16 protein-coding genes are annotated in these 24,008 nt (G+C 35.5%); 11 read left to right on the forward strand and 5 right to left on the reverse strand.

The window, feature by feature from the left end:
* The first annotated feature begins 120 nt into the window (after positions 1 to 120).
* From trxB to VB798_RS15095, 5 genes are all read left to right on the forward strand, one after another.
* The gene (gene trxB, locus VB798_RS15075) at positions 121 to 1,071 is read left to right on the forward strand and encodes a thioredoxin-disulfide reductase (RefSeq protein ID WP_323259747.1); all 951 of its coding nucleotides are present in this window, start codon (positions 121 to 123) and stop codon (positions 1,069 to 1,071) included.
* A 27-nt stretch (positions 1,072 to 1,098) separates the two neighbouring features.
* On the forward strand, positions 1,099 to 2,022 hold the full coding sequence (locus VB798_RS15080; protein ID WP_323259749.1) for a sugar phosphate isomerase/epimerase family protein: 924 nt from the start codon (positions 1,099 to 1,101) through the stop codon (positions 2,020 to 2,022).
* A 28-nt stretch (positions 2,023 to 2,050) separates the two neighbouring features.
* Positions 2,051 to 2,374, forward strand: a complete 324-nt coding sequence (gene trxA / locus VB798_RS15085; RefSeq protein WP_323259751.1) for a thioredoxin — start codon at positions 2,051 to 2,053, stop codon at positions 2,372 to 2,374.
* 322 nt (positions 2,375 to 2,696) lie between these two features.
* Positions 2,697 to 3,695, forward strand: coding sequence for a type IV toxin-antitoxin system AbiEi family antitoxin (locus tag VB798_RS15090; protein ID WP_323259753.1), 999 nt, complete (start codon positions 2,697 to 2,699; stop codon positions 3,693 to 3,695).
* Positions 3,667 to 4,527, forward strand: a complete 861-nt coding sequence (locus VB798_RS15095; protein WP_323259755.1) for a hypothetical protein — start codon at positions 3,667 to 3,669, stop codon at positions 4,525 to 4,527. The genes VB798_RS15090 and VB798_RS15095 overlap by 29 nt, the downstream gene beginning before the upstream one ends.
* A 92-nt stretch (positions 4,528 to 4,619) precedes the next feature.
* On the opposite strand, the gene VB798_RS15100 is transcribed toward VB798_RS15095, so the two are convergent.
* Together VB798_RS15100 and VB798_RS15105 are read right to left on the reverse strand one after the other, a co-directional pair.
* Positions 4,620 to 5,456 carry a sugar phosphate isomerase/epimerase family protein gene (locus VB798_RS15100; RefSeq protein WP_323259757.1) on the reverse strand — a complete coding sequence of 279 codons (837 nt, stop codon included), beginning with the start codon at positions 5,454 to 5,456 and terminating at the stop codon, positions 4,620 to 4,622.
* A gap of 38 nt (positions 5,457 to 5,494) precedes the next feature.
* The gene (locus VB798_RS15105; protein ID WP_323259759.1) at positions 5,495 to 7,516 is read right to left on the reverse strand and encodes a protein-disulfide reductase DsbD family protein; all 2,022 of its coding nucleotides are present in this window, start codon (positions 7,514 to 7,516) and stop codon (positions 5,495 to 5,497) included.
* Between the two features lie 342 nt (positions 7,517 to 7,858).
* On the opposite strand from VB798_RS15105, the gene VB798_RS15110 reads away from it, so the two are divergent.
* Positions 7,859 to 12,079 carry a hybrid sensor histidine kinase/response regulator transcription factor gene (locus VB798_RS15110; RefSeq protein ID WP_323259761.1) on the forward strand — a complete coding sequence of 1,407 codons (4,221 nt, stop codon included), beginning with the start codon at positions 7,859 to 7,861 and terminating at the stop codon, positions 12,077 to 12,079.
* A 50-nt stretch (positions 12,080 to 12,129) separates the two neighbouring features.
* On the opposite strand, the gene VB798_RS15115 is transcribed toward VB798_RS15110, so the two are convergent.
* From VB798_RS15115 to VB798_RS15125, 3 genes are read right to left on the reverse strand one after another with little or no spacing between them, the layout of a single operon-like run.
* Positions 12,130 to 12,984 (reverse strand): aldo/keto reductase, encoded by an 855-nt coding sequence (locus tag VB798_RS15115; RefSeq protein ID WP_323259762.1) that lies wholly within the window; start codon positions 12,982 to 12,984, stop codon positions 12,130 to 12,132.
* 33 nt (positions 12,985 to 13,017) lie between these two features.
* Positions 13,018 to 13,953 carry an alpha/beta hydrolase gene (locus VB798_RS15120; protein ID WP_323259763.1) on the reverse strand — a complete coding sequence of 312 codons (936 nt, stop codon included), beginning with the start codon at positions 13,951 to 13,953 and terminating at the stop codon, positions 13,018 to 13,020.
* Between the two features lie 12 nt (positions 13,954 to 13,965).
* Positions 13,966 to 14,880, reverse strand: a complete 915-nt coding sequence (locus tag VB798_RS15125) for a helix-turn-helix domain-containing protein (RefSeq protein WP_323259765.1) — start codon at positions 14,878 to 14,880, stop codon at positions 13,966 to 13,968.
* Between the two features lie 161 nt (positions 14,881 to 15,041).
* Here VB798_RS15125 and VB798_RS15130 point away from each other — a divergent pair, with 161 nt between their 5' ends.
* The 5 genes from VB798_RS15130 (at position 15,042) to VB798_RS15150 (ending at position 23,992) form a co-directional block, all read left to right on the forward strand.
* Complete coding sequence (locus VB798_RS15130) at positions 15,042 to 15,506, forward strand: nuclear transport factor 2 family protein (RefSeq protein ID WP_323259767.1); 465 nt, start codon at positions 15,042 to 15,044, stop codon at positions 15,504 to 15,506.
* Positions 15,507 to 15,664: 158 nt separating this feature from the next.
* Entirely contained in the window at positions 15,665 to 16,120 is a 456-nt protein-coding gene (locus tag VB798_RS15135; protein WP_323259769.1) for a (2Fe-2S)-binding protein, read from the forward strand.
* Positions 16,121 to 16,142: 22 nt separating this feature from the next.
* Positions 16,143 to 18,389, forward strand: a complete 2,247-nt coding sequence (locus VB798_RS15140) for a xanthine dehydrogenase family protein molybdopterin-binding subunit (protein ID WP_323259771.1) — start codon at positions 16,143 to 16,145, stop codon at positions 18,387 to 18,389.
* A gap of 463 nt (positions 18,390 to 18,852) precedes the next feature.
* Positions 18,853 to 20,283, forward strand: a complete 1,431-nt coding sequence (locus VB798_RS15145) for a glycosyl hydrolase family 28 protein (protein WP_323259774.1) — start codon at positions 18,853 to 18,855, stop codon at positions 20,281 to 20,283.
* A 373-nt stretch (positions 20,284 to 20,656) separates the two neighbouring features.
* Positions 20,657 to 23,992, forward strand: coding sequence for a SusC/RagA family TonB-linked outer membrane protein (locus VB798_RS15150; protein WP_323259776.1), 3,336 nt, complete (start codon positions 20,657 to 20,659; stop codon positions 23,990 to 23,992).
* The last annotated feature ends 16 nt before the right edge of the window (positions 23,993 to 24,008 follow it).

Here is a 24,008-nt window from a genome sequence, read left to right on the forward strand (position 1 = left end):
CATTAAACCTATAAGCATTTTTGCAATTATCTAATAATCAGATACTCAAACATAAATTCTTATAGGTTTATCTTCTCAATTAATTTATTCAGAATACTTATCATTCCCTTTAGTATATCAATGGAACACTTACAAACTTTGATTATAGGAGCTGGTCCTGCTGGATATACGGCTGCTATTTATGCTGCCAGAGCAAATCTTAAACCCGTCATGTATGTTGGAAATCAGCCCGGCGGACAATTGACCATTACAAACGATGTTGAAAATTATCCCGGATTTCCTGATGGTGTTGGAGGACCCGAAATGATGGAAATGTTCGCTAAACAAGCCAAAAGATTTGAAACAGATGTGCGTTATGGTGTAGTTACTGAAGTAGATTTCTCTGGACATCCTCATCTCGTAACGATTGATGGAGAAAAAACTTTAACCGCAGATTCGATAATTATTGCTACAGGAGCTTCTGCTAAATGGTTAGGCTTACCCTCAGAATCCAGATTGAATGGAAGTGGCGTTTCTGCTTGTGCTGTTTGTGATGGGTTTTTCTATCGAAAACAAACGGTAGCCATCGTAGGAGCTGGCGATACTGCTTGTGAAGAAGCTTTATATCTGTCCAAAATTTGTTTACATGTACACATGCTCGTTAGAAAAAGTACGATGAGAGCTTCAAAAATTATGGAAGAAAGAGTAAAAAATACGGCAAACATCACCATTCACTGGAATACAGAAACAGAGGAAATATTAGGAGAAAATGTGGTGGAAGCCATCAAAGTAAGAGAAGTTTCAACAGGAAAAATTGATACAATTCCTGTTCAGGGATTCTTTGTCGCTATCGGTCACCAACCCAATTCAGAAGTATTTAGTAAATATCTTGAAATGGATTCGCAAGGATACCTCATTACTCAACCTGATTCTACCAAAACCAATGTAGCTGGTGTATTTGCTTGTGGCGATGTACAAGATAAAAATTTCCGACAGGCAGTAACAGCGGCAGGTTCTGGTTGCATGGCAGCATTAGAAGCTGAAAGGTTTTTAATGGTTTTAGAAAGTAAACAATCTGCTGTAGAAGTATAAATTTCATATTTAAGAAAACGTATTAACATGAATATCAATAGAAGAAATTTTTTCAAAAATACTGGTGCAATTGCCTTGGGAACCTTGGTAATACCAGAAATAATGAAAGGAAATATCCTGCACACAGAGAGTATTTCAACAGCCAAAGAAATTAAAACGGTTGGCATTCAACTGTATTCTATCAAAGACCTTTTAGAAAAAGATTTGCATGGAACCTTAGAGCAAATTGCTAAAATGGGCTATAAAGAAGTGGAAGCTTTTTCAAATAGTAAAGGACATTACTTTGGCATGATGCCCAAAGAATTTTCTGGAATGCTGAAAGATAAAGGCTTGACACTCATCGGTAGTCATTTGATTTCTGGGACACAAGAACAAAAAGCTGAAACATGGCGACAAGCTACACTTTTGTCAAGATTTGATGAGTTGGTGGAAAAAGCTGCTGAAACAGGACAAAAGCACCTTACTTGTGCCTACATATTTCCAAGTTTGAGAACTACACCAGATGATTTAAAAAGAACAGCTGAATTGTTCAACAAAGCAGGCGAAACTTGTCATCAATCAGGTTTACAGTTTTCTTTTCATAACCATGCTTACGAGTTTGAAAAAGTGGGAGATTCGTTGATTTTTGATTACCTCCTTGATAATACTGACCCAAAATTGGTACAATGGGAAATGGACGTTTACTGGTTGGTTGCGGCAAAAGCTGACCCAATAGCTTACTTCAAAAAATATCCAGAACGCTTTACGTTGGGACATATTAAAGATATGTCGAAGTTGGATGCCAAGAAAAATGTGGTAATTGGCGATGGCACAATAGATTATACCAACTTATTGAAAGAAGCTAAAAAAGCAGGAATGAAACACTTCATCGTTGAACAAGATAATTTTAGTGGTCCTGTTCTGGAAAGTATGGAAATAAACTGTAAAAGATTAGCGGCTTACAAAATCTAAAATAGGAATTACTCTAATAAAGAAGATAATGGAAAAATACGTAGTTGCAACCGATGATAATTTTCAAGAATTAATCAATTCAGATAAACCTGTTTTAGTAGATTTTTGGGCAGAGTGGTGTGGCCCATGCAAAATGATTGGACCAATAGTGGAAGAATTAGCAGGCGATGTTAAAGGACAAGCAATTGTCGCTAAAATGGATGTTGATGCCAACTCAACCATTCCCGCTACTTTAGGAGTACGCTCTATTCCGACTATCTTGATTTTCAAAAATGGTGTATTGAAAGAGAAATTTGTAGGAGGAAATATTCCCAAAAATCAATTGTCTCAAACATTGTTGAGACATGTGTAAGTAGAAAGGTGAATTAATTTGACATTTGGAATTTTAGTTCTCAAAGGCATAAAAAAGCAATAAAACAGCTTTTTTATGCCTTTTTCATTTCAGCATTTTTTTAATACAGATTTCTTTCACAGGAATGTTGTAAGAGTATTGGCTATTTTGTTTCAATTACTCATATTGAGATATATTTAAGCACAATTTATTATTTATCAGCAACTTACTGCCTTTTAAAGGCTTTTATGAAATTCAAATTATAATTTGAATTTCATAAATAAACGTTCTACCTTTGTTCACAAATAACAATTGTTCACGATTTCGTAAACATTTTAAAAAAATGAACACACAAGAACAAATAATCATTTATAAAGCTCTTGATAATCTTCAAAAAACGACTCTGATTAAAGGGAATTGGAAACAAAAAGGTATTCCGAATTTGGATGGAATATTGTCTTTAATGTTTCCCAATGAGGTTTCTACTTATAATATTGAAATAAAAGGAGAAATGAAAAATCAGGCTTTGCCAAAAATTTACCAACTTAATGAACAATTTAAACCTTTTATGTTGGTGGCAAGTCGAATTTCACCTGCCATTAAAAAGCAATTGCAAGTTCATAATGTAGCTTATCTGGAAGCTAATGGTAATTTTTACTTGAGAGAGAGTAATAAAATGTTCTGGATAGACACTCACGAACCTATGAAAATTGAAATTGATAATCGCAATCGGGCATTTACTAAAACAGGCTTGAAAGTATTATTTGAATTTCTCCAAAACCCAATCTTAATTAATCAACCTTATCGACAAATTGCGGAACAAACAGGTACTTCAATCGGAAATATTACCAATATTATTCAAGGCTTGAAACAGGAGAATTTTATTTTATCAATTAATAAAAATACCCTAAAACTCACTAACATTGAATTATTAATTAAAAAATGGGCGGATGAATTTACCAAAAATCTAAAACCAACTTTACGCATCGGAACGTTTCGTTTCTTGAAAGAAGATAATTTATTGGCATGGAAAGATTTTGATACTACAAAAGCCGTTTGGGGTGGTGAACCAGCAGGGAATTTATTGACCGATTATCTTCACCCCGCCGAGTTTACGCTATACACAGAAGAAAGTCGTAATGAACTCATTAAAAACTATAAACTGATTCCAGATGAAAAAGGAAATGTGAAAGTTTATCAGAAGTTTTGGAAAGGGGATAACTCGACTTATAAAACAGCTCCACCACTTGTTGTGTATGCCGATTTGATGGCTATTAATGATAGAAGATGTATTGAAACAGCTCAAAAAATTTATGATGAACACCTACAAACTCAATTATAATCAACTCAGACAACAACCCGAAATATCAGAGATGTTGTCCGCTCTGGAAAGAGGATTAACAAAATACAGGGTTGACTTCTATTTGGTAGGAGCAGTGGCTCGGGATGTTTGGATGAGTGGCATCAACAAAATTGAACCTCGAAGAACTACGGGGGATATTGATTTTGCAGTATTTATCAATAACATATCAACTTATGACGAACTCCGAGAGCATTTAATCTACGAAGAAGGCTTTTTTCCGTACAAAGGAAACAACTTTGTGCTGATTTGGAAAGGACGAACTCAGGTAGATTTACTCCCTTTTGGAGCAATTGAAGATGAAAATGGTAAGGTTTCAACTAACGGAATAGGCTTGACGAATATCTCATTGCAAGGTTTTACAGAAATTTACGATGAAGGTTTACCCGAATTGAATTTGGAAGGTGAACATCAATTCAAATTCTGTACATTGCCAGGAATAGTATTGTTGAAAATGATAGCTTTCGATGATAGACCAGAACATCGAAGAGACGATATTAAGGACATCAGCGATATTCTCAATCATTTTTTTGATATGTATAATGAAGAAATTTATACCAATCATTTAGATTTATTTGGAGAAGAAGAATTTAGCCTCAGAGAATTGTCAGCCAGAGTAATGGGAAGAGAAATTAAGAAGATTGCCAAGCGTAATCTAAAATTGAAAGAAAGAATAATGAGTATTTTGGAACGTAATACCAATGACAAAACCAATAGCAATATGGCAATTATAATGATTGAATACTTTAAGAATACGGTTGAGGATAATGTGAGATTGATAGGACATATTAAAGAAGGTTTTCAAGAATCATAAATCTCTATTTACACCTACTTCATCAGCTAACAAAAAATGGGCAAGATAAATTGTCTTTATCTGCCCACTGGTTGTACTCTTATTCTTTAAACTCAATATTTCAACTTTGCCAAATAGTTAAAATTATCACGCATAGTAGCAAGTGCTGGTTGCGTCAAATGTTCCTGTTCAACAAACATATATTTCATGTTAGATTTTTTTTGTTGTTTGAGCAGTGATACGAAATCTATTTTCCCTTTGCCAAATTCTATACTTTCGTTTTTATCTTTTTTAATATCCTTGATATGCCAAAGTGGAAAACGACCAGCGTACTTTTCAAAATAATGCTCAGGATTCGCTCCAGCCACAATAGCCCAACCTAAATCCAATTCCATTTTTACTAATTCGGCATCCGTATTATCTAATAAAACGTCGTATAATACTTGTCCATTTTCTTTTTCAAACTCTGTAACACCGTTGTGAAAACCAAAAGTCACACCAGACATTTTACAGGCTTCGCCCATTTTATTAAAGGTCTCTGCCACTTTTTTGTAATTATCAACCGTTTGTCCTTTGGAAGGAAGCATAGGAGCCATTAAAAACTCTTGACCTATCTCAGCAGCTTCGTCGATACTTTTCTGCCAATTGGCATTAATGATGGCATGACCACTGGAAAGTATCAGCCCTAAATCGTTCATTACTTGTTTGATTTCCTTAGGAGTCAATCCATAATAATTACCTTTTGCACTCGGTGCAGATTCAATTACTTTGTAGCCAATTTTGGCTAATTGAGTCAATGTACCAATGGGGTCTAAGCCCATTGGTTCACGTAGAGAATAAAGGTTTACTCCCACATTTTTTACTTGTGCAGCCTGAGCCATTCCTGAGCCTATTATACTCAAAAAGGTAGCACCTCCAGCGATTTTTAAAAATTCACGTCTATTTTTCATTTGATATATTTTACCGTAAAATGTGTTGGATAAATTATTTAGAGAATCGCCTTTTTATACTTCTGTTTAAAAGTATTTATTCCAGCATCAAGGAATGAAGTAAACTTCGCAATATCGGTTTCGTAGGATACAGGATTTACCAATAATTCTTTCGTATTCGGGTCAAGAATTACATAATATGGTTGAGCATTGTTTTGATAATTAGTGATTTGCAAATCAGCATTTTGACTTCCAATCGTAGATTTAACCTTGCCATCATACATTGAAGTGTACCATTTTGATTCGGGCAATTCCATTTTTTCATCAATGTATAAGGCTACCATTACAAAGTCATTTTTCAATCGACTCATCACTGGAGTAGCCACCCAAACATTTTCTTCCATCTTTCGGCAGTTGACACAGCCATGCCCTGTGAAATCTATAAATACAGGTTTGTTTTGTTTTTTAGCACAAGCAATTGCTTGCTCAAGGTCAAAATATCCTTGAATATTATGAGGAAAACTAAGTGAAGCAGGATTGTCTGGCGTTTCGCATAAAGTAGATACTGGTGCCTCTGAACCTTCAATATTTAAGTTGGCAAAATTGAAATCTTGCGTGTGCATGGGAGGTAAAAAACCTGCAAGGACTTTAAGCGGCGCTCCCCAAAGACCGGGAATGAGGTAAAATACAAAGGCAAAAGTTAGTATCGAAACAATTAATCTTGGAACACTTACCGATTTGGTTTCACTGTCATGTGGCAATCTGATTTTGCCAAGTAGGTATAATTCAAGGCAAGAAAAAACAGCAATCCACAATACCAGAAAAGTTTCTCTATCCAGTATTCTCCAATGGTAAACTTGGTCTGCCGTACTCAAAAACTTCAAGGCTAAAGCCAATTCCAAAAAACCTAATACTACTTTTACCGAATTCAACCAACCACCAGATTTAGGTAATGATTTTAACCAATTGGGGAAAATGGCAAACAAAGTAAATGGAATGGCAAATGCCATCGAAAAAGCAAACATACCTGCAATCGGTTTTAAAATGGCACCACCAGCCGATTCTACCAAAATACTCCCGACGATAGGTCCAGTGCATGAAAAAGAAACCAGTACAATGGTAAAAGCCATGAAAATAATTCCATAATAACCGCCTTTGTCAGCCTCTTTGTCCATTTTATTGACCAAACTATGAGGAAGCACAATTTCAAAAAGTCCAAGAAAAGATAAGCCAAAGAAGATAAAAATGACGAAGAACATAAGATTCGGCAACCAATGAGTACTTAGCCAATTGGCAAATTCTGGCCCGTTGATTCTGGCAACGATTGTCCCAACCAAAGTATAAATAAAAACAATTGAAAAACCATACATGAGTGCTTTGAAAATGGAGCTTTTACGGTCTTTACTGGTGTTGGTAAAAAAAGTCACCGTCATGGGAATCATCGGAAAAACACAAGGCGTTAATAAAGCTGCCAAACCTGCCATAAAAGCTAATAACATAAAAGTAAAAAGGGATTCTACGGCTTTTTTTTCCGGAATAATATTCGCTTTTTTAGGAAGCACTTCTGCTTTTTTAGTAGGAAATATTGTTGTCTCTGAAGCCTCTACTTTGATTAAGCTATCGCCTTTGATGGATGAAATCGTTACCGATTTCCCTGCTACATTTTTAGCATTTTGATTCATAAAAGAGAAACCTTCATCAAGCGAAACACATTTTCCATCGGCTTCTGTACACACTTGATAAGTTACATTTCCGGAAACTTTATAATCAACAGCACGTATCTTTACTTTTTGTCTGAACTCGGCATGATTCATAAAGTAGGTATAAGTACCGCCCCATACTTCACTGTTCTTTTTTTTAGGATGAACAGGTTCAATCTTTCCCACTAATTCATATGAATCGTTAGGTTGAAAATTGAAAGTTGTTACCATCGGTCCTAAATTAGGGTCGAAATCAGAAGAGTACATATACCAACCTTTATCAATCTTAATGTTGAAAATAAGGTCTGTTTGCTCACCTACTTTTGCTGAATTATTTGAGACAGAGTAAGTCCATTTGGCAGGCTGAATAATTTGAGCCATGCCTTTTTTTGATAAGCAAAGGCATATCAAAAGAAATAAAAACCAGTGTTTTTGGATGGATAATTTCATAGTATTTTTTGAAAATTGAGAAAAAAATGGAATGCTTTTATCGTGCCTTCAATGAAGTATTGGGTCATCAATTAGGCTACGACAAAGTAAGGAAGATTATAAACCTTGCATGGATGGGATAAATCATAAATACCAATGAGGTTTTAACAATCTTGTTACGAAGAGATTAAGCAAAAGCGAAGATTAAAATAGCATTGGTTTTTGTGCAAAAAACAATGGTTCTACAAGGTATAAAAATGTAATATTGCAAGATTATTTTACATAATTTAAATAATGAAAGCTATAAATACTCGTCAAATAATGCGTTTTTCTCGAAGAATAATTGCTCTGTTTTTACTGCTCTTCATCTTTTTGCAGATAAAAGGATATGCGCAAGCTTTTGATGCTTTGGGAAATATCAAGTTCGAGCATATTTCTGAGGGACTTTCTCAGAGTACCGTCACCTGTATTTTACAAGATAAAAAAGGCTTTCTTTGGTTTGGAACAAGGAATGGACTGAATCGTTATGATGGCGTAAAATTTACAACTTTTGAAAATATTGTATCTGATACTTCTTCGCTTAGTCATAACTATATCACTACTCTTTTTGAAGATGCTAAAGGGAATATTTGGGTTGGAACGATGGAAGGTGGGTTGAATCTTTTTAGCAAGGAAAATGAAACCTTTATCCATTTTAAGAGTAACAAGAAACAAGGAAGTATTAGCCATAATAATATCACTTGTATTTATGAAGATAAAAATCATAAACTATGGATTGGTACAGAAAACGGCCTGAACTATTATGCACCAGAGAAGAATAGCTTTGTTTTTTTTAGGTACATCAACGGAAATCCCAAAAGTATTAACAGCAATAATATTTCAGCGATTTTTGAAGATAGTCATTATAATCTTTGGTTAGGAACAAAGGGTGGCGGTCTCAAATTTTTTGATCAAAAACACCAGAAGTTTATCAGTTATGTCAATGAAGTAAGTAACCCAAAATCTATCAGCAATAATGTTATCAATAGTGCCTTCAAGGATTCAAAAAAACAAGTTTGGCTGGGAACACAAAATGGATTGAATCGCTTGGTTGAAAGCCCAAACGGTATAACATTTGAACGATATCAACATGAAAAAAATGACCCAAATAGCCTTGGGAACAATGTTATCGTATGTCTTTCAGAGGATTTGAATGGAAGAATTTGGATGGGTACACAGCTTAATGGATTATACATTTATGACCAACAAAAGAATACTTTTACCAATTTTTATCCTGACCCACTTCAACCATACAGCATCAGTAGTAATTCGGTATGGTCGGTGTACAGAGATAGAATGGGCACAATGTGGCTTGGTGCAAGAAACAGAGGTATCAATAAATGGGACTATTATCACAAGCAATTTAAACACTATAATTTAAGCATTTCGGGAAACCAAAAATTAAATAACAATGATGTTACTTGTTTTCAGGAAGACGAATTGGGTAATTTATGGATAGGAACGGATGGTGGTGGACTCAATTATTTCGACAAGAAAACCAATAAACATATCCGTTATTTTTATAATCCGAAAGATAAAAATAGTCTTGGAAGTAATGCCGTAATTTCACTTCATATAGACAAAAAGAAAAATTTATGGGTTGGTACTTGGGGCGGTGGGCTTAATTTATTTGATAAAACAACCCGCACATTCAAACATTATCTGCATACTTCGAACAAAGGAGCGAATATGAAGGGCGAAAATGTGTATGCAATGTGCGAAGATAGTTTTGGTAATTTTTGGGTTGGAACTTATTACGGCGGACTCTATCTATACGAACCAACGACGGATTCTTTCAAACAATTTTTAAACGACGCAAATAACCCTAATAGTCTGGGCAGTAATTTGATTTCTATGATATTTGAAGACAGTAGAAAAAACCTTTGGATTGGTACTGTTGGGGGCGGATTAGATAGATTAAACCGAAAAGATGGGAAAATTACTTTTACACATAATAAGTTTGAAGGAAGTAAATCAGGTAGAATTGGTAGTAATTTGATTAATGCCATTATCGAAGACAGCAAGCATAATTTATGGATTGGCACTGGTAAAGGGCTTTATAAATTTGATGATAACAAGGATATTTTTACAGAATATTCCAAAGAAAATGGGCTTCCAGATAATGTTATCAACGGATTGATAGAAGATAAAAAAGGTTTTCTATGGATTAGTACCAATCAAGGCATCAGTAAGTTTGACCCTGCGAAGGAAAAATTTATCAACTATTCTGTTGCTGATGGTTTACAATCGCCAGAGTTTCTCAAAGGCTCATTTTTCAAAAGTAAAGCGGGAGAATTCTTTTTTGGAGGAATTAACGGCTATAATAGTTTTTTCCCAGAAAACATTTTGGAAAAAAAGAACAAACTACCGCTGTGTTTGACGGACCTTAAAATCAATAATATTCTGATAAAACCCAATCAGAAGGATTCGCCATTAAAAAGACATATCAGCGAAACCCAAGCCATAACGCTTTCGCACGATAACAACGACTTTAGTATTGGTTTTGCCTCTTTAAATTATTCAGCACCACAAAATGCACAGTTTGCCTATATCCTCGAAGGCTATGATGAAGAATGGCATCACACAAGTATTGATAGAAATGCCAGCTATGCTAAAGTTCCTTCGGGTTCATATACTTTCAGGGTGAAAAGTTTGGATACAAACGATAAAACTGAAGTAAAATTAAGCATTACGGTACTGCCTCCTTGGTGGAAAACATGGTGGGCTTATCTACTTTATTTACTTATTTCAATGGCTTTATTGTGGTGGTATCGTCAACTCATTATCAAGCAAATGCGTTTGGAAAGTGATTTGAAATTAGAGCATTTAGAACTCACTAAAATGCAAGAATTGGAACGCTTAAAGTCGAATTTCTTTGCCAAAATTTCGCATGAATTCCGTACACCACTAACAATGATATTAAGTCCTTTGAAGGATATGTATCACGATACGTTCGAGGGTAATCCCCAAAATCAATATCAATTAATGATTCGTAATGCAGAACGCTTGTTGCGGTTAATCAATCAATTACTTGACTTATCAAAACTTGATTCTGGCAAAATGACTCTTGCATCAACAAAGTTTAATTTGATAGATTTCCTAAAACCAATATTCTTATCGTTCGAATCTTTAGCACAGAAAAAAGGGCTTACTTATGTATTAGACTGTTCTTCAGAGGATATTTTTGTATTAGCGGATGCTGATAAAATTGAAAAAATTATAACCAATTTACTTTCTAATGCCTTTAAATTCACAGAATCGGGAAGCATCGTACTCTCAATTAAGGCTGTTGAAAAGCATAAAAATGTAGATTTAAACCTTAGTCAATATATAGAAATAACCGTTTCAGATAGTGGAATTGGAATCCCTCAAGATAATTTAAGTTATATTTTTGACCATTTTTATCAAGTCGTTCACAATCATCATAAAAATGAAGGGACTGGAATTGGTCTATCTTTAACCAAAGAATTGGTTGAACTTCATCAAGGAACGATTTCTGTAGAAAGTCAGGTAGGAAAAGGAACTACCTTTAAAATTTTGTTGCCATTAGGAGTAGAACAGCAAGCAACTGAAATTATCGCTCAGGATAGGTCAAACAACTATGTAGTTAACGATTTTGAACCCATTTCAATGGTCGATGGTACAGCCCTAACATCTGTCGATAATTCTAGCGATGAACAACAGCCACTTATTTTGTTGGTGGAAGACAACGACGATATGCGAAATTATCTGCATATAAGACTTTGCAAAAAATATAATGTGATAGAAGCCGTCAACGGACAAGAAGGTTTGCAATTAGGATTAGACAAAATGCCTGATTTAATTATTTCCGACATTTTAATGCCTAAAATGACTGGAATAGAGATGTGTAGTTCCTTGAAAAATAATGTTCAAACCTCGCACATACCTATCATTTTATTGACAGCGCAAACCGATTCTGTGAATAAAATTGAAGGACTTGAAACTGGAGCAGATGATTATGTAGCTAAACCTTTCGATTCTAATGAGCTGGAAGTAAGAGTAAGAAACTTGATAAAATCCCGAAAAATGTTGGCGGAAAGATTTTCTCAAAGTCGTAAACTCGTACTTGAACCTACAGATATTACGATTACTCCACTTGATGAAATATTTATGAAAAAAGTATTGGAGTGCATTGAGGCAAATATTTCAGATGCAGAATTTCGTGTGGAAGACCTTGGGAAAGAAGTAGGCATGAGTAGAATGCCACTATACAAAAAAATAAAAGCCTTGACGGGTCAGACTGCCGTTGAATTTGTTCGAAATATAAGGTTAAAAAGAGCGGCACAGTTACTCAAACAACAACAATTAAATGTATCAGAAGTTACTTATGAAGTGGGCTTTACCGACCTACAATATTTTAGAACCTGTTTCAAGAAAGAATTTGGTGTTAGTCCTTCTGAATATGCAAAGTATGGTGGAGAAAACGTAGTGACAGAATTCGATAAAAATGTTTGAAAGTGATAATATTCCACGAATTCACGAATGAATTCGTGGAATAAAAATACTTAAATATCCAATTTTCTACTTCCCATCCATTTGATGATTTCTGGATTTCTGTGATCGAAAAAGAGACTTGTTTTTGTATCTAAATTTTTGATACTTTCCATATCGGCTTCATCAAGTTCAAAGTCTAAACTGTTAAAATTCTCTGCCATTCTTTCTTTACGAACCGACTTTGGAATAACCACAACGCCTCTTTGCGTAAGCCATCTCAGAATGATTTGAGCTACACTTTTATTATATTTTGCCGACAAAGCAAGTAATAATTCATTTTGAAAAATGTCGTTTTTCCCTTCAGCAAATGGCCCCCAAGATTCTATTTGAATATTGTTTTCTTGCAAAAATGATTGGTTTTCAATTTGTTGACAGAACGGATGTGTTTCCACTTGATTTACTGCTGGTGGCGTTTCTCCTCCAAACATTAATAAATCCATAATTCTATCAGGCTGAAAATTAGAAACGCCAATGGCTCGTATTTTACCTTCTTTATAAAGTTCTTCCATCGCTCGCCACGAGCCAAAAACATCGCCATAAGGTTGGTGGATCAGGTATAAATCCAAATACTCCAATTGTAATCGTTCTAAAGATTTATGAAAAGACTTTTTGGTATTTTCATAACCAGTATCTTGTACCCAAAGTTTGGTTGTAATAAAAAGTTCTTCTCTTCCTACGCCACAGTTTTTGATAGCATTTCCTACCGCTTGCTCATTCATATACGATGCCGCAGTGTCAATCAGGCGATAGCCCGTTTCTATGGCATCAATCACAGATTTTTTACATTCTTTCGCATCTGGAATTTGGAAAACACCAAAGCCTAAAATAGGCATTTCGATTCCGTTATTTAATCTTACAGTTTGCATATATTTTAAAATTTGTATTCCCTCCTACCCTTCTTATCGAAGAGCTTCTTTTAAAAATGAAATTACTTTTGTTTTGAACTCTTCTATGTCAAACATTTTTCCAAAATGAGGAGCATCTTTGACAATAATGAGTTCGTTCTTTACTCCTACAGATGTCAACCAACCACTCAATAATTTTGACTGACGATTGTTTACGAGATTATCCTTTTCTCCATGAAAAATCAAAAATGGAGGGTCGTTTTTATCTACATACGTTACAGGACTGGCAATTTTTGCCAAGTCGGGTCTGGCAATAGGGCTTGCTCCTAATAAAATCGCTTCTGGTGCTTTTGGGTCTTCGCTACTTCCTAATGAAGTAAGTTCAGAAGGTCCATAATAATCAACCACTGCTTTGATATTAAATACTTGTGCATGATTGCCATTAAAAAATGAGGCAACCTTATTGTTATTCGACAAACCTTGAAGCGATGCCAAATGTCCACCCGCCGAAAAACCCATAATGGCAATACGATTCTTATCTAAATGATATTTTTCGGCATTATTACAAAGAAATGTAAGTGCTTGGTTACAATCTTGAATCAAAGCAGGAAACTGAGCTTGTGAGGCAAATCTATAATCAATAGACGCCACTGCGATATTATTATTAATCAAAGCTGAAACAGTATTTCCCATGTATCCAATATCGGCATATTTGTCGTTCACAAGCCATCCACCACCATGAATGAACACCACAAATGGAATATTTCCTTTTGTGTTCGCAGGTAAATAAATGTCTAATAAATGCTTTTTGAGCGTATCATTTTGATAAGCAATATTTCCATGTAATTCTGTACCATTGGGAAACAGCTTTAATACTGGATTGTCTGTTTGTGCAAACGTAGTATTGATTAGCAAAAGCCATTGTAAAACAATAACACACAAGGATTTTGGAAACGCATAGTTTTTCATAGTTGAGATTAAGTTTTTCATCTTGTTTTATGGTTAATTCAAATTCTTATATTCATTTGGAGTACACCCTACTCGTTGTTTGAACAATCTCGTAAAATGTTGCGGATATTTAAAACCCAGCTCGTAAGCAATTTCATTGACGGTTTTATCGCCTTCAAATACTTTATTTTTAGCAATTTCAATCGTTTTATTCAGGATGTATTCTTTTGCGGTTTGTCCTGTTTCTTTTTTTATTAAATCCCCAAAATAGTTCGCAGACAAATGTAGTGTGTTAGCACAATAAGCCACTGAAGGCACACCAATGCTTTGTGGTTTTTCTGATAGGAAATAGCTATTCAACAAATCTTCAAATTTTGTTAAAACTCCTCTGTTAACATTATCTCTTGTAATGAATTGTCGGTCATAAAAACGCTCACAATAATTAAGAAATAATTCTATGTTTGAAGCAATAAGTTTCTTGCTATGCTTATCAACGGGCTGTTTTAATTCTAATTCAATTTTGACAAAAAGGTCTAACACCAATTGGCGTTCATCATCAGAAATGTGCAATGCCTCGTTGGTTTTATAACTAAAGAAATTATAATCACTGAAAGTTTTGGCTAAAATGGTTCCATGTATTAAGTCTGGATGAAAAACCAATCCATAACCCACAGGCTGATAACTTATACCCAAATTATCTACTTCCATTACTTGCCCCGGCGCAAAAAACACCAAAGTACCCGCCTGATAGTCATAATAATCTCTTCCGTAACGAATATCGCCACACTTCACGTCTTTCAAGTAAATACAATATAGCCCGTACTGAAACTTAATCGTTTTGGCTTCTGTACCCCAATTCCTTTCTGGAGCTTTTGAAAAATCTATCACACTTACCAAAGGATGAAGTGTTTTGTGATTATTATCAGCATTATACTTACTGATGTTATTGATGGGATATAAAATTTCCATTTTTTTCTGATTTGAAACAAAAGTACTCATTCTCTTAAAACTATTTTAAAGCACAGATTTCAATCAGTGAAAATGGTAGAAAAAGCAGTAATTTTTATACTATTCTCTGTCATTAAAGTATCTACTTTTGTACCACAGAATATTCTTTTAAATAAAAAAATATGAAATCTTCATTTTTTAGTCTCGTACTTTTAATCGTTAGTGTACAATTAATCTTTGCTCAACAGAGCAGTCAAAATACTAGTGAAGAGCAAACAGTATTACAATTATCCAAAGACAAATGGCAATGGATGGCTGATAAAGATGTAGAAAAGTTGGATAAATTATTTGATGATAAATCAAAATTTGTTCACATGAGTGGTACTTGGAAAAAAGATGAGGAGCTTGAAATCATTAAAACAGGAAGTATTTGGTATAAAAAAGCTACTATCCATGACTCTGCGATAGAAGTTTCTGGAAAAACCGCCATTGTTTGGAATAGAATAACACTTGAATCCATCGTTAGAGGAAATGAAGCTAAAGTAGAATTTACTGTAACAGAAGTATATCAAAAACAAGGCAAAGCGTGGAAGATGTTAGCCTTGACCTTCAGTAGTGTTCGAGATACACATCAGATTAAGAAATAACATAAATACAATGAAGCTGTCTAAAATCATGACTCATCTTCTTACTCCAACAAAAGTGTCTATTTGATTTTCGTAAGTTTTTATTTGAAAAACATTATTTACCATTGATTTATTCATATATTTTTGTTAAATATCAATAATAAAGTAAATACAACATTATGGCAAAATATTCTTTAAAAGTAAATGGGAAAACACAACAAATAGATGTTGACCCTTCAACGCCAATACTTTGGGTTTTAAGAGATCATCTTAATATGCCAGGGACTAAATTTGGTTGCGGAATGGCTATGTGTGGTGCTTGCACTGTTCATTTGGACGGCACTGCGGTACGTTCTTGTAGTTTACCAGTATCGGCAGTGGGTAAACAAGCAATTACAACTATCGAAGGTTTATCTGCCAACGGTACTCACCCAGTACAAAAAGCTTGGATTGAACACGACGTGGCTCAATGTGGCTATTGTCAGGCAGGACAAATCATGAGTGCGGCGGCTTTATTGAAAGATAATCCAAATCCTTCAGATGAAGATATTGATAACTATATGAGTGGAAATATTTGTCGTTGTGGTACTTATTTACGTATCAAAGAGGCGATTAAAGCTGCTGCAAAAAAGTAATTAACCTTAAACCTGATTGGAAATGGAAAATACAAATACACAAAATCGTCGTTCGTTTTTAAAGTCTTCCGTTCTTGCAGGCGGTGGATTAATGCTGAGTTTCAGTTGGCTCGCAAATGCTCAAACCGCCGACAAAATGGCTGCGATGAATTTGCCTGAACAATGGAATGAACTCAACGGATATATTAAAATTACTCCTGATAATGTTATCAAAATTATATGTCCGAACCCAGAATTTGGTCAAAACGTAATGACTTCGCTACCGATGATGGTGGCAGAGGAATTGGACGTAGATTGGAAGAATGTAGTCGTAGAAATGGGGCCACACGATAACGTGAAATTAGGGCCACAATTTACGGGCGGTAGTAACTCAGTAAGAATGTACTGGAAACCTTTGAGAAACGCAGGAGCATCGGCAAGACAAATGCTTATTGAAGCGGCGGCTCAAACCTGGGGCGTTCCTGCCAGTGAAATCACGACGAAAGCGGGTGTTTTATCACATTCAAGTGGCAAATCTGCGAAGTATGGTGAAATGGCGAATAAAGCGGCTACCATTCCCGTTCCGAAAGATGTAAAATTGAAAGCTCCAAAAGACTTTTCGATTGTAAGAAATTCAAAGAAAAATACTGAAGGACTAAAAGTAGTTACAGGTAAGCCCCTCTTCGGAATTGATTATCATGTGGAAGGAATGCTGATTGCCATGATTCAGCATCCGCCTGCATTTGGTATGAAACTCAAATCTTTCGATGCTTCGCAAGCCTTAAAAATGTCGGGTATTAAAGATATTTTTAGCTTTAAATTATACGATGATGGTTTTGAACAAGCGGGTTTTGATACTCGTACTTTCAACGAAATGATTGCCATTGTAGGCAAATCTACTTGGGAAGTAATGAACGCCCGTAAAAAAATCAAAGTACAATGGGAAGCGGCTGGCGATATAAAAGAAACCATGATGGGACGAGGTGGCAAAAGAGAAGTGACCGTTCCGGGAAGATTAGAAACGACAAGTAGCCAAATGGAATTAATGGCTGAATACGCTAAAAAGCCTGCACAGCAATTAAGAAAAGATGGCGACCCAGAAACAGCTTTCAAAAATGCTGCTCAGATTATCGAACGTACTTATAATGCTCCGTTTTTGGCACACAATACCATGGAGCCAATGAACTTCTTCGCTCATGTTTCAGAAGGTAAGGCTTTGGTAGCTGGACCAATACAAGCACCCGGTTGGATGGAGCCTACGCTTTCAAAAATTTTGAATTTACCTGCTGATAAAATAGAAATTCAGATGACCCGAATGGGTGGTGGTTTTGGACGTAGAGCTTACGCACAATATGTATATGAGGCAGCTCGCATCTCTCAAAGATTGAAAGCACCGATAAAATTGATTTACACTCGTGAAGACGATATGAGTTACGGAATCTATCGCCCGATGTACACAGCTACTTATCGTGCGGCTTTAGATGCTAATAAAAATCTGATTGCGTTTCATGTAAAAGGCGGTGGTATTCCTGAAAATCCTATTCATGCCAATCGTTTCCCTGCTGGTGCTGTTGACAATTACTTAGCCGAAGGCTGGGAAATTCCTTCTAATATTACCATTGGTGCATTCCGTGCACCTCGCTCCAACTTTAATGCAGCCGCAGAACAATCTTTCTTGGATGAAGTAGCCGAAGCTATGGGCAAAGACCCAATCGCCTTCCGTCTTGATTTGTTGAAACGTGCCAAAGAAAATCCAGTAGGCAAAAACAATGAATATGACGCTGATAGATATGCAGGCGTATTGGAATTACTCAGAGAAAAATCTGGCTGGGGAAAACCAGAAAATAGTGGAAAAAAACGAGGTGTAGCCGCTTACTTCTGCCATGCTTCTTATGCAGGTCATGTAGTAGATATGGTGATTCGTGACGGTCAGCCTTATGTTGAAAGAGTAACCAGTGCCATAGATTGTGGCGTTGTCGTAAACCCTGATGCGGCAATCAATATGGTACAAGGTGCAGTAGTTGACGGAATTGGCAATTCATTTTATGGCGCTTTAACGCATAAAGACGGTGCGGCAGAACAAAGTAATTTCCATAATTACCGCATTATTCGTCATAATGAAGCCCCTAAAAAAATAGATGTGCATTTTGTACAAAACGACATTGACCCAACTGGGCTTGGCGAACCTCCTTTCCCACCAGTATTTGGTGCAGTAGCGAATGCTTTGTATAAATCTACGGGCAAAAGGTATTACAATCAGCCATTTACTGTTGAAGGAACAAAATTATAAGTCAATAATTAACGAATGGACTAAAAGCTTCTGAGATTAAAATTAGTGCACATGAGCCATTCCAAATTTTACAATCATAAAAAGCGGTCGAAATTAGTTTTTCGCCCGCTTTTTATTTAGCCTCTTCTACCTATATTTCGCCTTTGCGTGGCTATTTTATTTTGATTCTCTAAAATCTCTATTGTTTGGTAAAATTCGGGATGACTCATGTTTTTAGCTATACTCCTCTATCAAAATCCAGAATACAATATTAAATAACATCTGGTTTGAGTTCACTCCACATATACATTGGATTTTTTTTTGAAAAATAATTCTTTTTCGAAGGTTACAAAAATCATATCTGGCTTTCTTTGGATAAAATACTGTTTGGAGCAGATTTTTAATTGCCTTTGCTTAATCGTTTAATTATACATAAATCTGTTCATCAGGTTTATTCCTATAAAACAAACATTTAAAACAAATTATGAAAATACAATTAGCTTTTTTACCATTATTATTACTTTGTCTGATAAAAAATGTTGGATATGCTCAAAATATCGTGTCGTATTCTGTTCCTAAAGAACTATACTATGCGGCTCATAATGATGATTTTACTGTAAGAGTGCGCTCTATTGGAGGTAAATGGCAAGATTTATATGAATACAAAGTAAAGGTTGATGCTGATAATGTGCAAGAAGCTTCAATGGTTAATTTCGACTTTTCCAAGCCGATAGAACTAGCTATCACAAAAAACAATGGTGATATCCACTCTGTGAAAATTAGACCTTTGTCACATGGAATCAAATCAACCCTTACAGACAATACGATTCATTTTGTTTTGAACAAGCCTGTTAATCTATCCGTTGAAGTAAATGGCGATAAATTACACAACCTGCATGTTTTTGCGAATCCAATCCTTGAAAATATTCCTAAAGCGACAGATAAAAATGTGATGTATTTCGGAGCAGGAACACATTTTCCGAAAGATTCAACAGGTAAAGCTTTTATTATTCCGAGTAATACAACAGTGTATATTGATGGCGGAGCAGTACTAAAAGGCAAATTGGTTTGTAGTAAAGTAGAAAATGTAAAAATTTATGGCAGGGGTATTATTGATAACCCGCAACGTGGCATAGAAATCATGCACGCTAAAAACATTGAAGTAGATGGAATCGTTGTTCGCAATCCAGAACATTATACTGTTTATGGTGGTGAAAGTCAGGGAATTATTATCAAAAATATTAAGTCGTTTAGTCATAAAGGTTGGGGAGATGGCATTGATTTAATGAGTTGTTCGAACGTACTTATTGATGGTGTTTTTTTGCGTACTTCAGACGATTGTATCGCTATTTATGCTCATCGCTGGAATTTTTATGGAAATGTTAAAAATATCCTTGTGAAAAACTCAACTCTTTGGGCTGACATTGCCCATCCTACCAATATTGGGCTACATGGCAATGCCGAAAAAGGCTGGGCTGGCGATACCATAGAAAACGTTACTTTAAGAAATATCGACATCCTAGAACATGACGAAGACGACCGTAATTATCAAGGTTGTTTATCCATCAATGCAAGCGATAATAATCTTGTTCGCAATCTTCTCTATGAAGACATCCGCATAGAAAAATTTCAAGAAGGTCAGGTTTTTAATCTTAGAGTATATTTCAACGAAAAATATAGTGCTGCGGCTGGAAGAGGCATTCAACATGTAAAATTTAAAAATATTACTTATCAAGGACGTTTGGACAATCCTAGTTTACTTCAAGGCTTTGATGCGACGAGAAAAGTAGAAGATATTGTATTTGAAAATGTGAAAATAAATGGCAAACTCATCTCAAATCCAGTAGCAGGGAATATTGTAATAGGGCAACATGTTAAAGATGTTCAGTTTATAAAATCTGAAGTAAAGCGGTAATCTTTCATCCATTTGCATAATACGGCAATTTTAAATACCTGTATATCAATTACTTAAATTTATTGCAATTTTTTATTTAAAAAAATTGATTTTCCAAGGTTACAAAACAACTGTTGTACTTTCTTTATATTTAAAATAACTATTTAATGCCAATAGAGTGCGTTTGTAAGCATTCTATTTTTTATCAAAACTGGCTTAATCGTTTAAACATTCCATAATCTTTTTATATGTAGAAAAAACAAATGTATAACAACACAAAATAGCAGAATTGCTAGAGAAAGCGGTGCTCATTAATCAACAATTGAATACGCCCTTGAAAAAGGGTGTCAGGGATTTTTTTGTCCAAAAAATTAAACAAAAGTGTATGAAAAACATGTTACAAATTAACAAAACATTTTCATCAGTCCTTAGGATAAGTCTTTATCAGATTCCTTTGGCACTTACTTTGATGCTCACGAATGAAGCGAATGCTTTGGGAAACATCACAAAAGTAAATGACTCAAAAATTATTATATCATTAGCAGACCAGACTATTACGGGTAAAGTAGTAGATGCTGAAAAAGGCGAAGGACTTCCGGGAGTAAGTATTTCTATCAAAGGAAGTGCTAAAGGCGGAACGACAGATTCAAAAGGTAATTTTAGCATTAGCGTTCCTGATGAAAATGCAACTTTGGTCTTTTCGTTTATTGGTTATACTCGCCAAGAAGTAGTTGTGAATAAACGTACAGTAATCAACGTTAGCTTGGTTGCAGACATTCAGGCATTGGATGAGGTTGTTGTAGTAGGTTATGGTGAACGTAAAAAGGCTACTTTGACTGGTTCGGTAAGTAGTGTAGATGATAAGGTTTTAGCCAATCGTGGAGCAGTCGCAAATCCTCTATCTGCTTTACAAGGACAAGTTCCGGGCGTTATTGTTACTCGTAGTTCTGCTGCTCCGGGGCAAGCAGGTTGGAATTTACAAATCAGAGGCGCTGCTTCTACTAATTATGCCGATCCATTAATCATTGTTGATGGCTCTCCCTTGATTAGCATGAATGCTTTGAACTCTATCAACCCCAATGATATTGATAATATTTCCTTTTTGAAAGATGCGGCAGCGGCTATTTATGGAGCAAGAGCCGCAGGTGGAGTTGTATTGATTACCACCAAACGTGCTAAATCTGGCAAACCTTCTATTCAGTATGATATTTCAATGTCTGAACAAAGAATGGGTTTAAAACCATCATTTTTAGATGGTAGCAATTATGGACAATTGATGTATCAAGCTATTTCAAATGCTTCAACAGGTGGTGTACCAGATGAAAACTGGATTTGGACAAAATATGCAAAAGCATGGATGAATCGCCCTGCCAGTGGTTACATTGACAAAAATACGCCTGAATACATTGCAGGAGGCGAAACCATCGGTTTTACAGATGTAAAAGACTATACTTTTTTTGATACAAACCCAATTGATATTTTATGGGGAAAAGGCAGAGCGATGTCTCAGCAACATAACTTAAGTTTATCGGCAAGAACTGATTTAATGGGTTATCGCCTTTCATTGGGCTATATGAACGAAGGAAGTATGTTAGAATGGGGACAAAACTCTAATAAACGCTATAATATTCGTTTTGCCTTCGACTATAAGTTTTCGGAAAAATTAAAACTAACCACTAATATTTCTCTTGAACAAAACGATTTAGTTATTCCGAGCCGCCAATCTGAAATCAATGTTGGTTCACAACCGGGTTTCCCAGTTGCAACTGTTAGTGGTAAACCTTATGCTTGGGGTACTCAGAATGCGAGAAACTGGTTGTTGGAATTAGGCGGTGAAGACAAACAGTTTAACAACCGTATTTATGTTAATTCAAAATTAGAGTTAAATCTCTTGAAACACTTGAATTTAATTGGAACGGTTGGTTACAACTGGGCAAATACAGACTTCAAAAAACAGTATAAATACATTACAGGAATTTATAATTATACGGAGTCTTATCAATATCAAGATAATCCTACTCAAGCACAATCTTACTATTCAGAAGCAGCCATCAGAGATGCTTATTTTAATAGTAATGCTTACTTAGAATATCAAAACAAATTTGCGGATAAACATAATTTAGCCATCACGGCGGGCGGTAATTATGAAAAAGATGAGTTTGGTTATTTCGGAAGTCAAACCAATTATCAGGCAAGTAACGATGTTCCTTCTTTAGGACTTGGTTTGGGAGATAATACGACAAAAACAAATTTCCAGAACCGTAACCATTGGGCTATTGCTTCAGGATTTAGTCGTTTGAATTATGATTTTGATGATAAGTATTTATTAGAAATCATTGCACGTTATGATGGTTCATCAAAATTTGACCCAAGTAATCGTTGGAAGTTTTATTCAGGAGTATCAGCTGGTTGGAGAATCGGACAAGAAGAATTCATGAAAAAACTAGGCTTTGTGAATGAATTAAAATTAAGAGGTTCTTACGGAAATGTTGGTAATCAAACAGGTATTGGTTTGTACGATTATCTTCAATTAATTGGTTTAGGAGCTGGTGGGCCAATTTTAGGAGGTTATACTTCTCGTTCAGTTACTGCTGGTGCATCGGGAACTTTGGTAAGTCTTGACCGTACTTGGGAAAAAGTAGAAAATACCAACATCGCTTTAGATTATGCCGTATTGAATAATCGCTTATTTGGTTCATTTGAATACTATTGGAAACAGAACAATAATATGCTTTTACCACAGACTTACAGTTCTGTATTAGGAGCAACAGCACCAACAGCCAATATTGGTAAATTAAGAGTTTGGGGTTGGGAAACATCTATTGGCTGGAGAGATAAAATCGGAGGTTTATCATATCATGTAAGTGGAACATTGAGCGATAACGATAATAAACTAATCAATTATGGCGGAGCAAATATTGTTGTGGCAGGACAACAAACAATTGAAGGCTATCCTTTAGGTTCATACTTTGGCTACAAATACGCTGGAAGAATCCAGACTACAGACCAAGCTGCTGAATACGCTAAATTAGTGCCGGGTAGTAATGTCGGAAACATGCCAAGTGCTACACAAATGATTAGAGGACTCAATATGTTTACAGATATTAACGGTGATGGTAAATTAACCAATGCAGGTGCCGACCAGTATTTATTGGGTAAAAAAGATGCCAACGGTAATCCTATTGCAGATGGTGATGTGGTGTTTTTAGGAAGAAGTGATGCTCGTTATGTTTTTGGTTTAAACATGGGAGCAGAATGGAAAGGCTTTGATTTTTCAGCAGTATTTCAAGGAGTAGGTAAAAGAAATGTTTATCGCCGCTCTGACTGGAGTGCTCCTTTCCTAAACATTTTTCAAGCACATGCTACTTGGTGGATAGGTAAAACTTGGACACCAGAAAATCCTGATGCTGAATTACCCATTTTAACAACAGCAACCAATAAAGGTTTTGGTTCATATACTGCTTACAATTACCAAATTTCAGATTGGTCTATTCAAGATGGTAGCTACGTTCGTTTGAAAAACTTAGTTGTTGGTTATACGCTTCCGCAAAGTATTACAAGAAAGGCTAAAATTGAAAAAGTAAGAGTGTATTTCTCTGGAAACGACCTTTGGGAATTCACGAAAGTACAAGACAATTGGGATCCAGAACAAACAAACAGTATTAGCGTAGGAGCTCAACGTTATCCGTTTTATAGATTATACACTTTAGGTGCAAACATTACTTTCTAACTAACATTTGGATACG

The organism is Arcicella lustrica (assembly GCF_034930985.1).
Lineage (GTDB): Bacteria > Bacteroidota > Bacteroidia > Cytophagales > Spirosomataceae > Arcicella > Arcicella lustrica.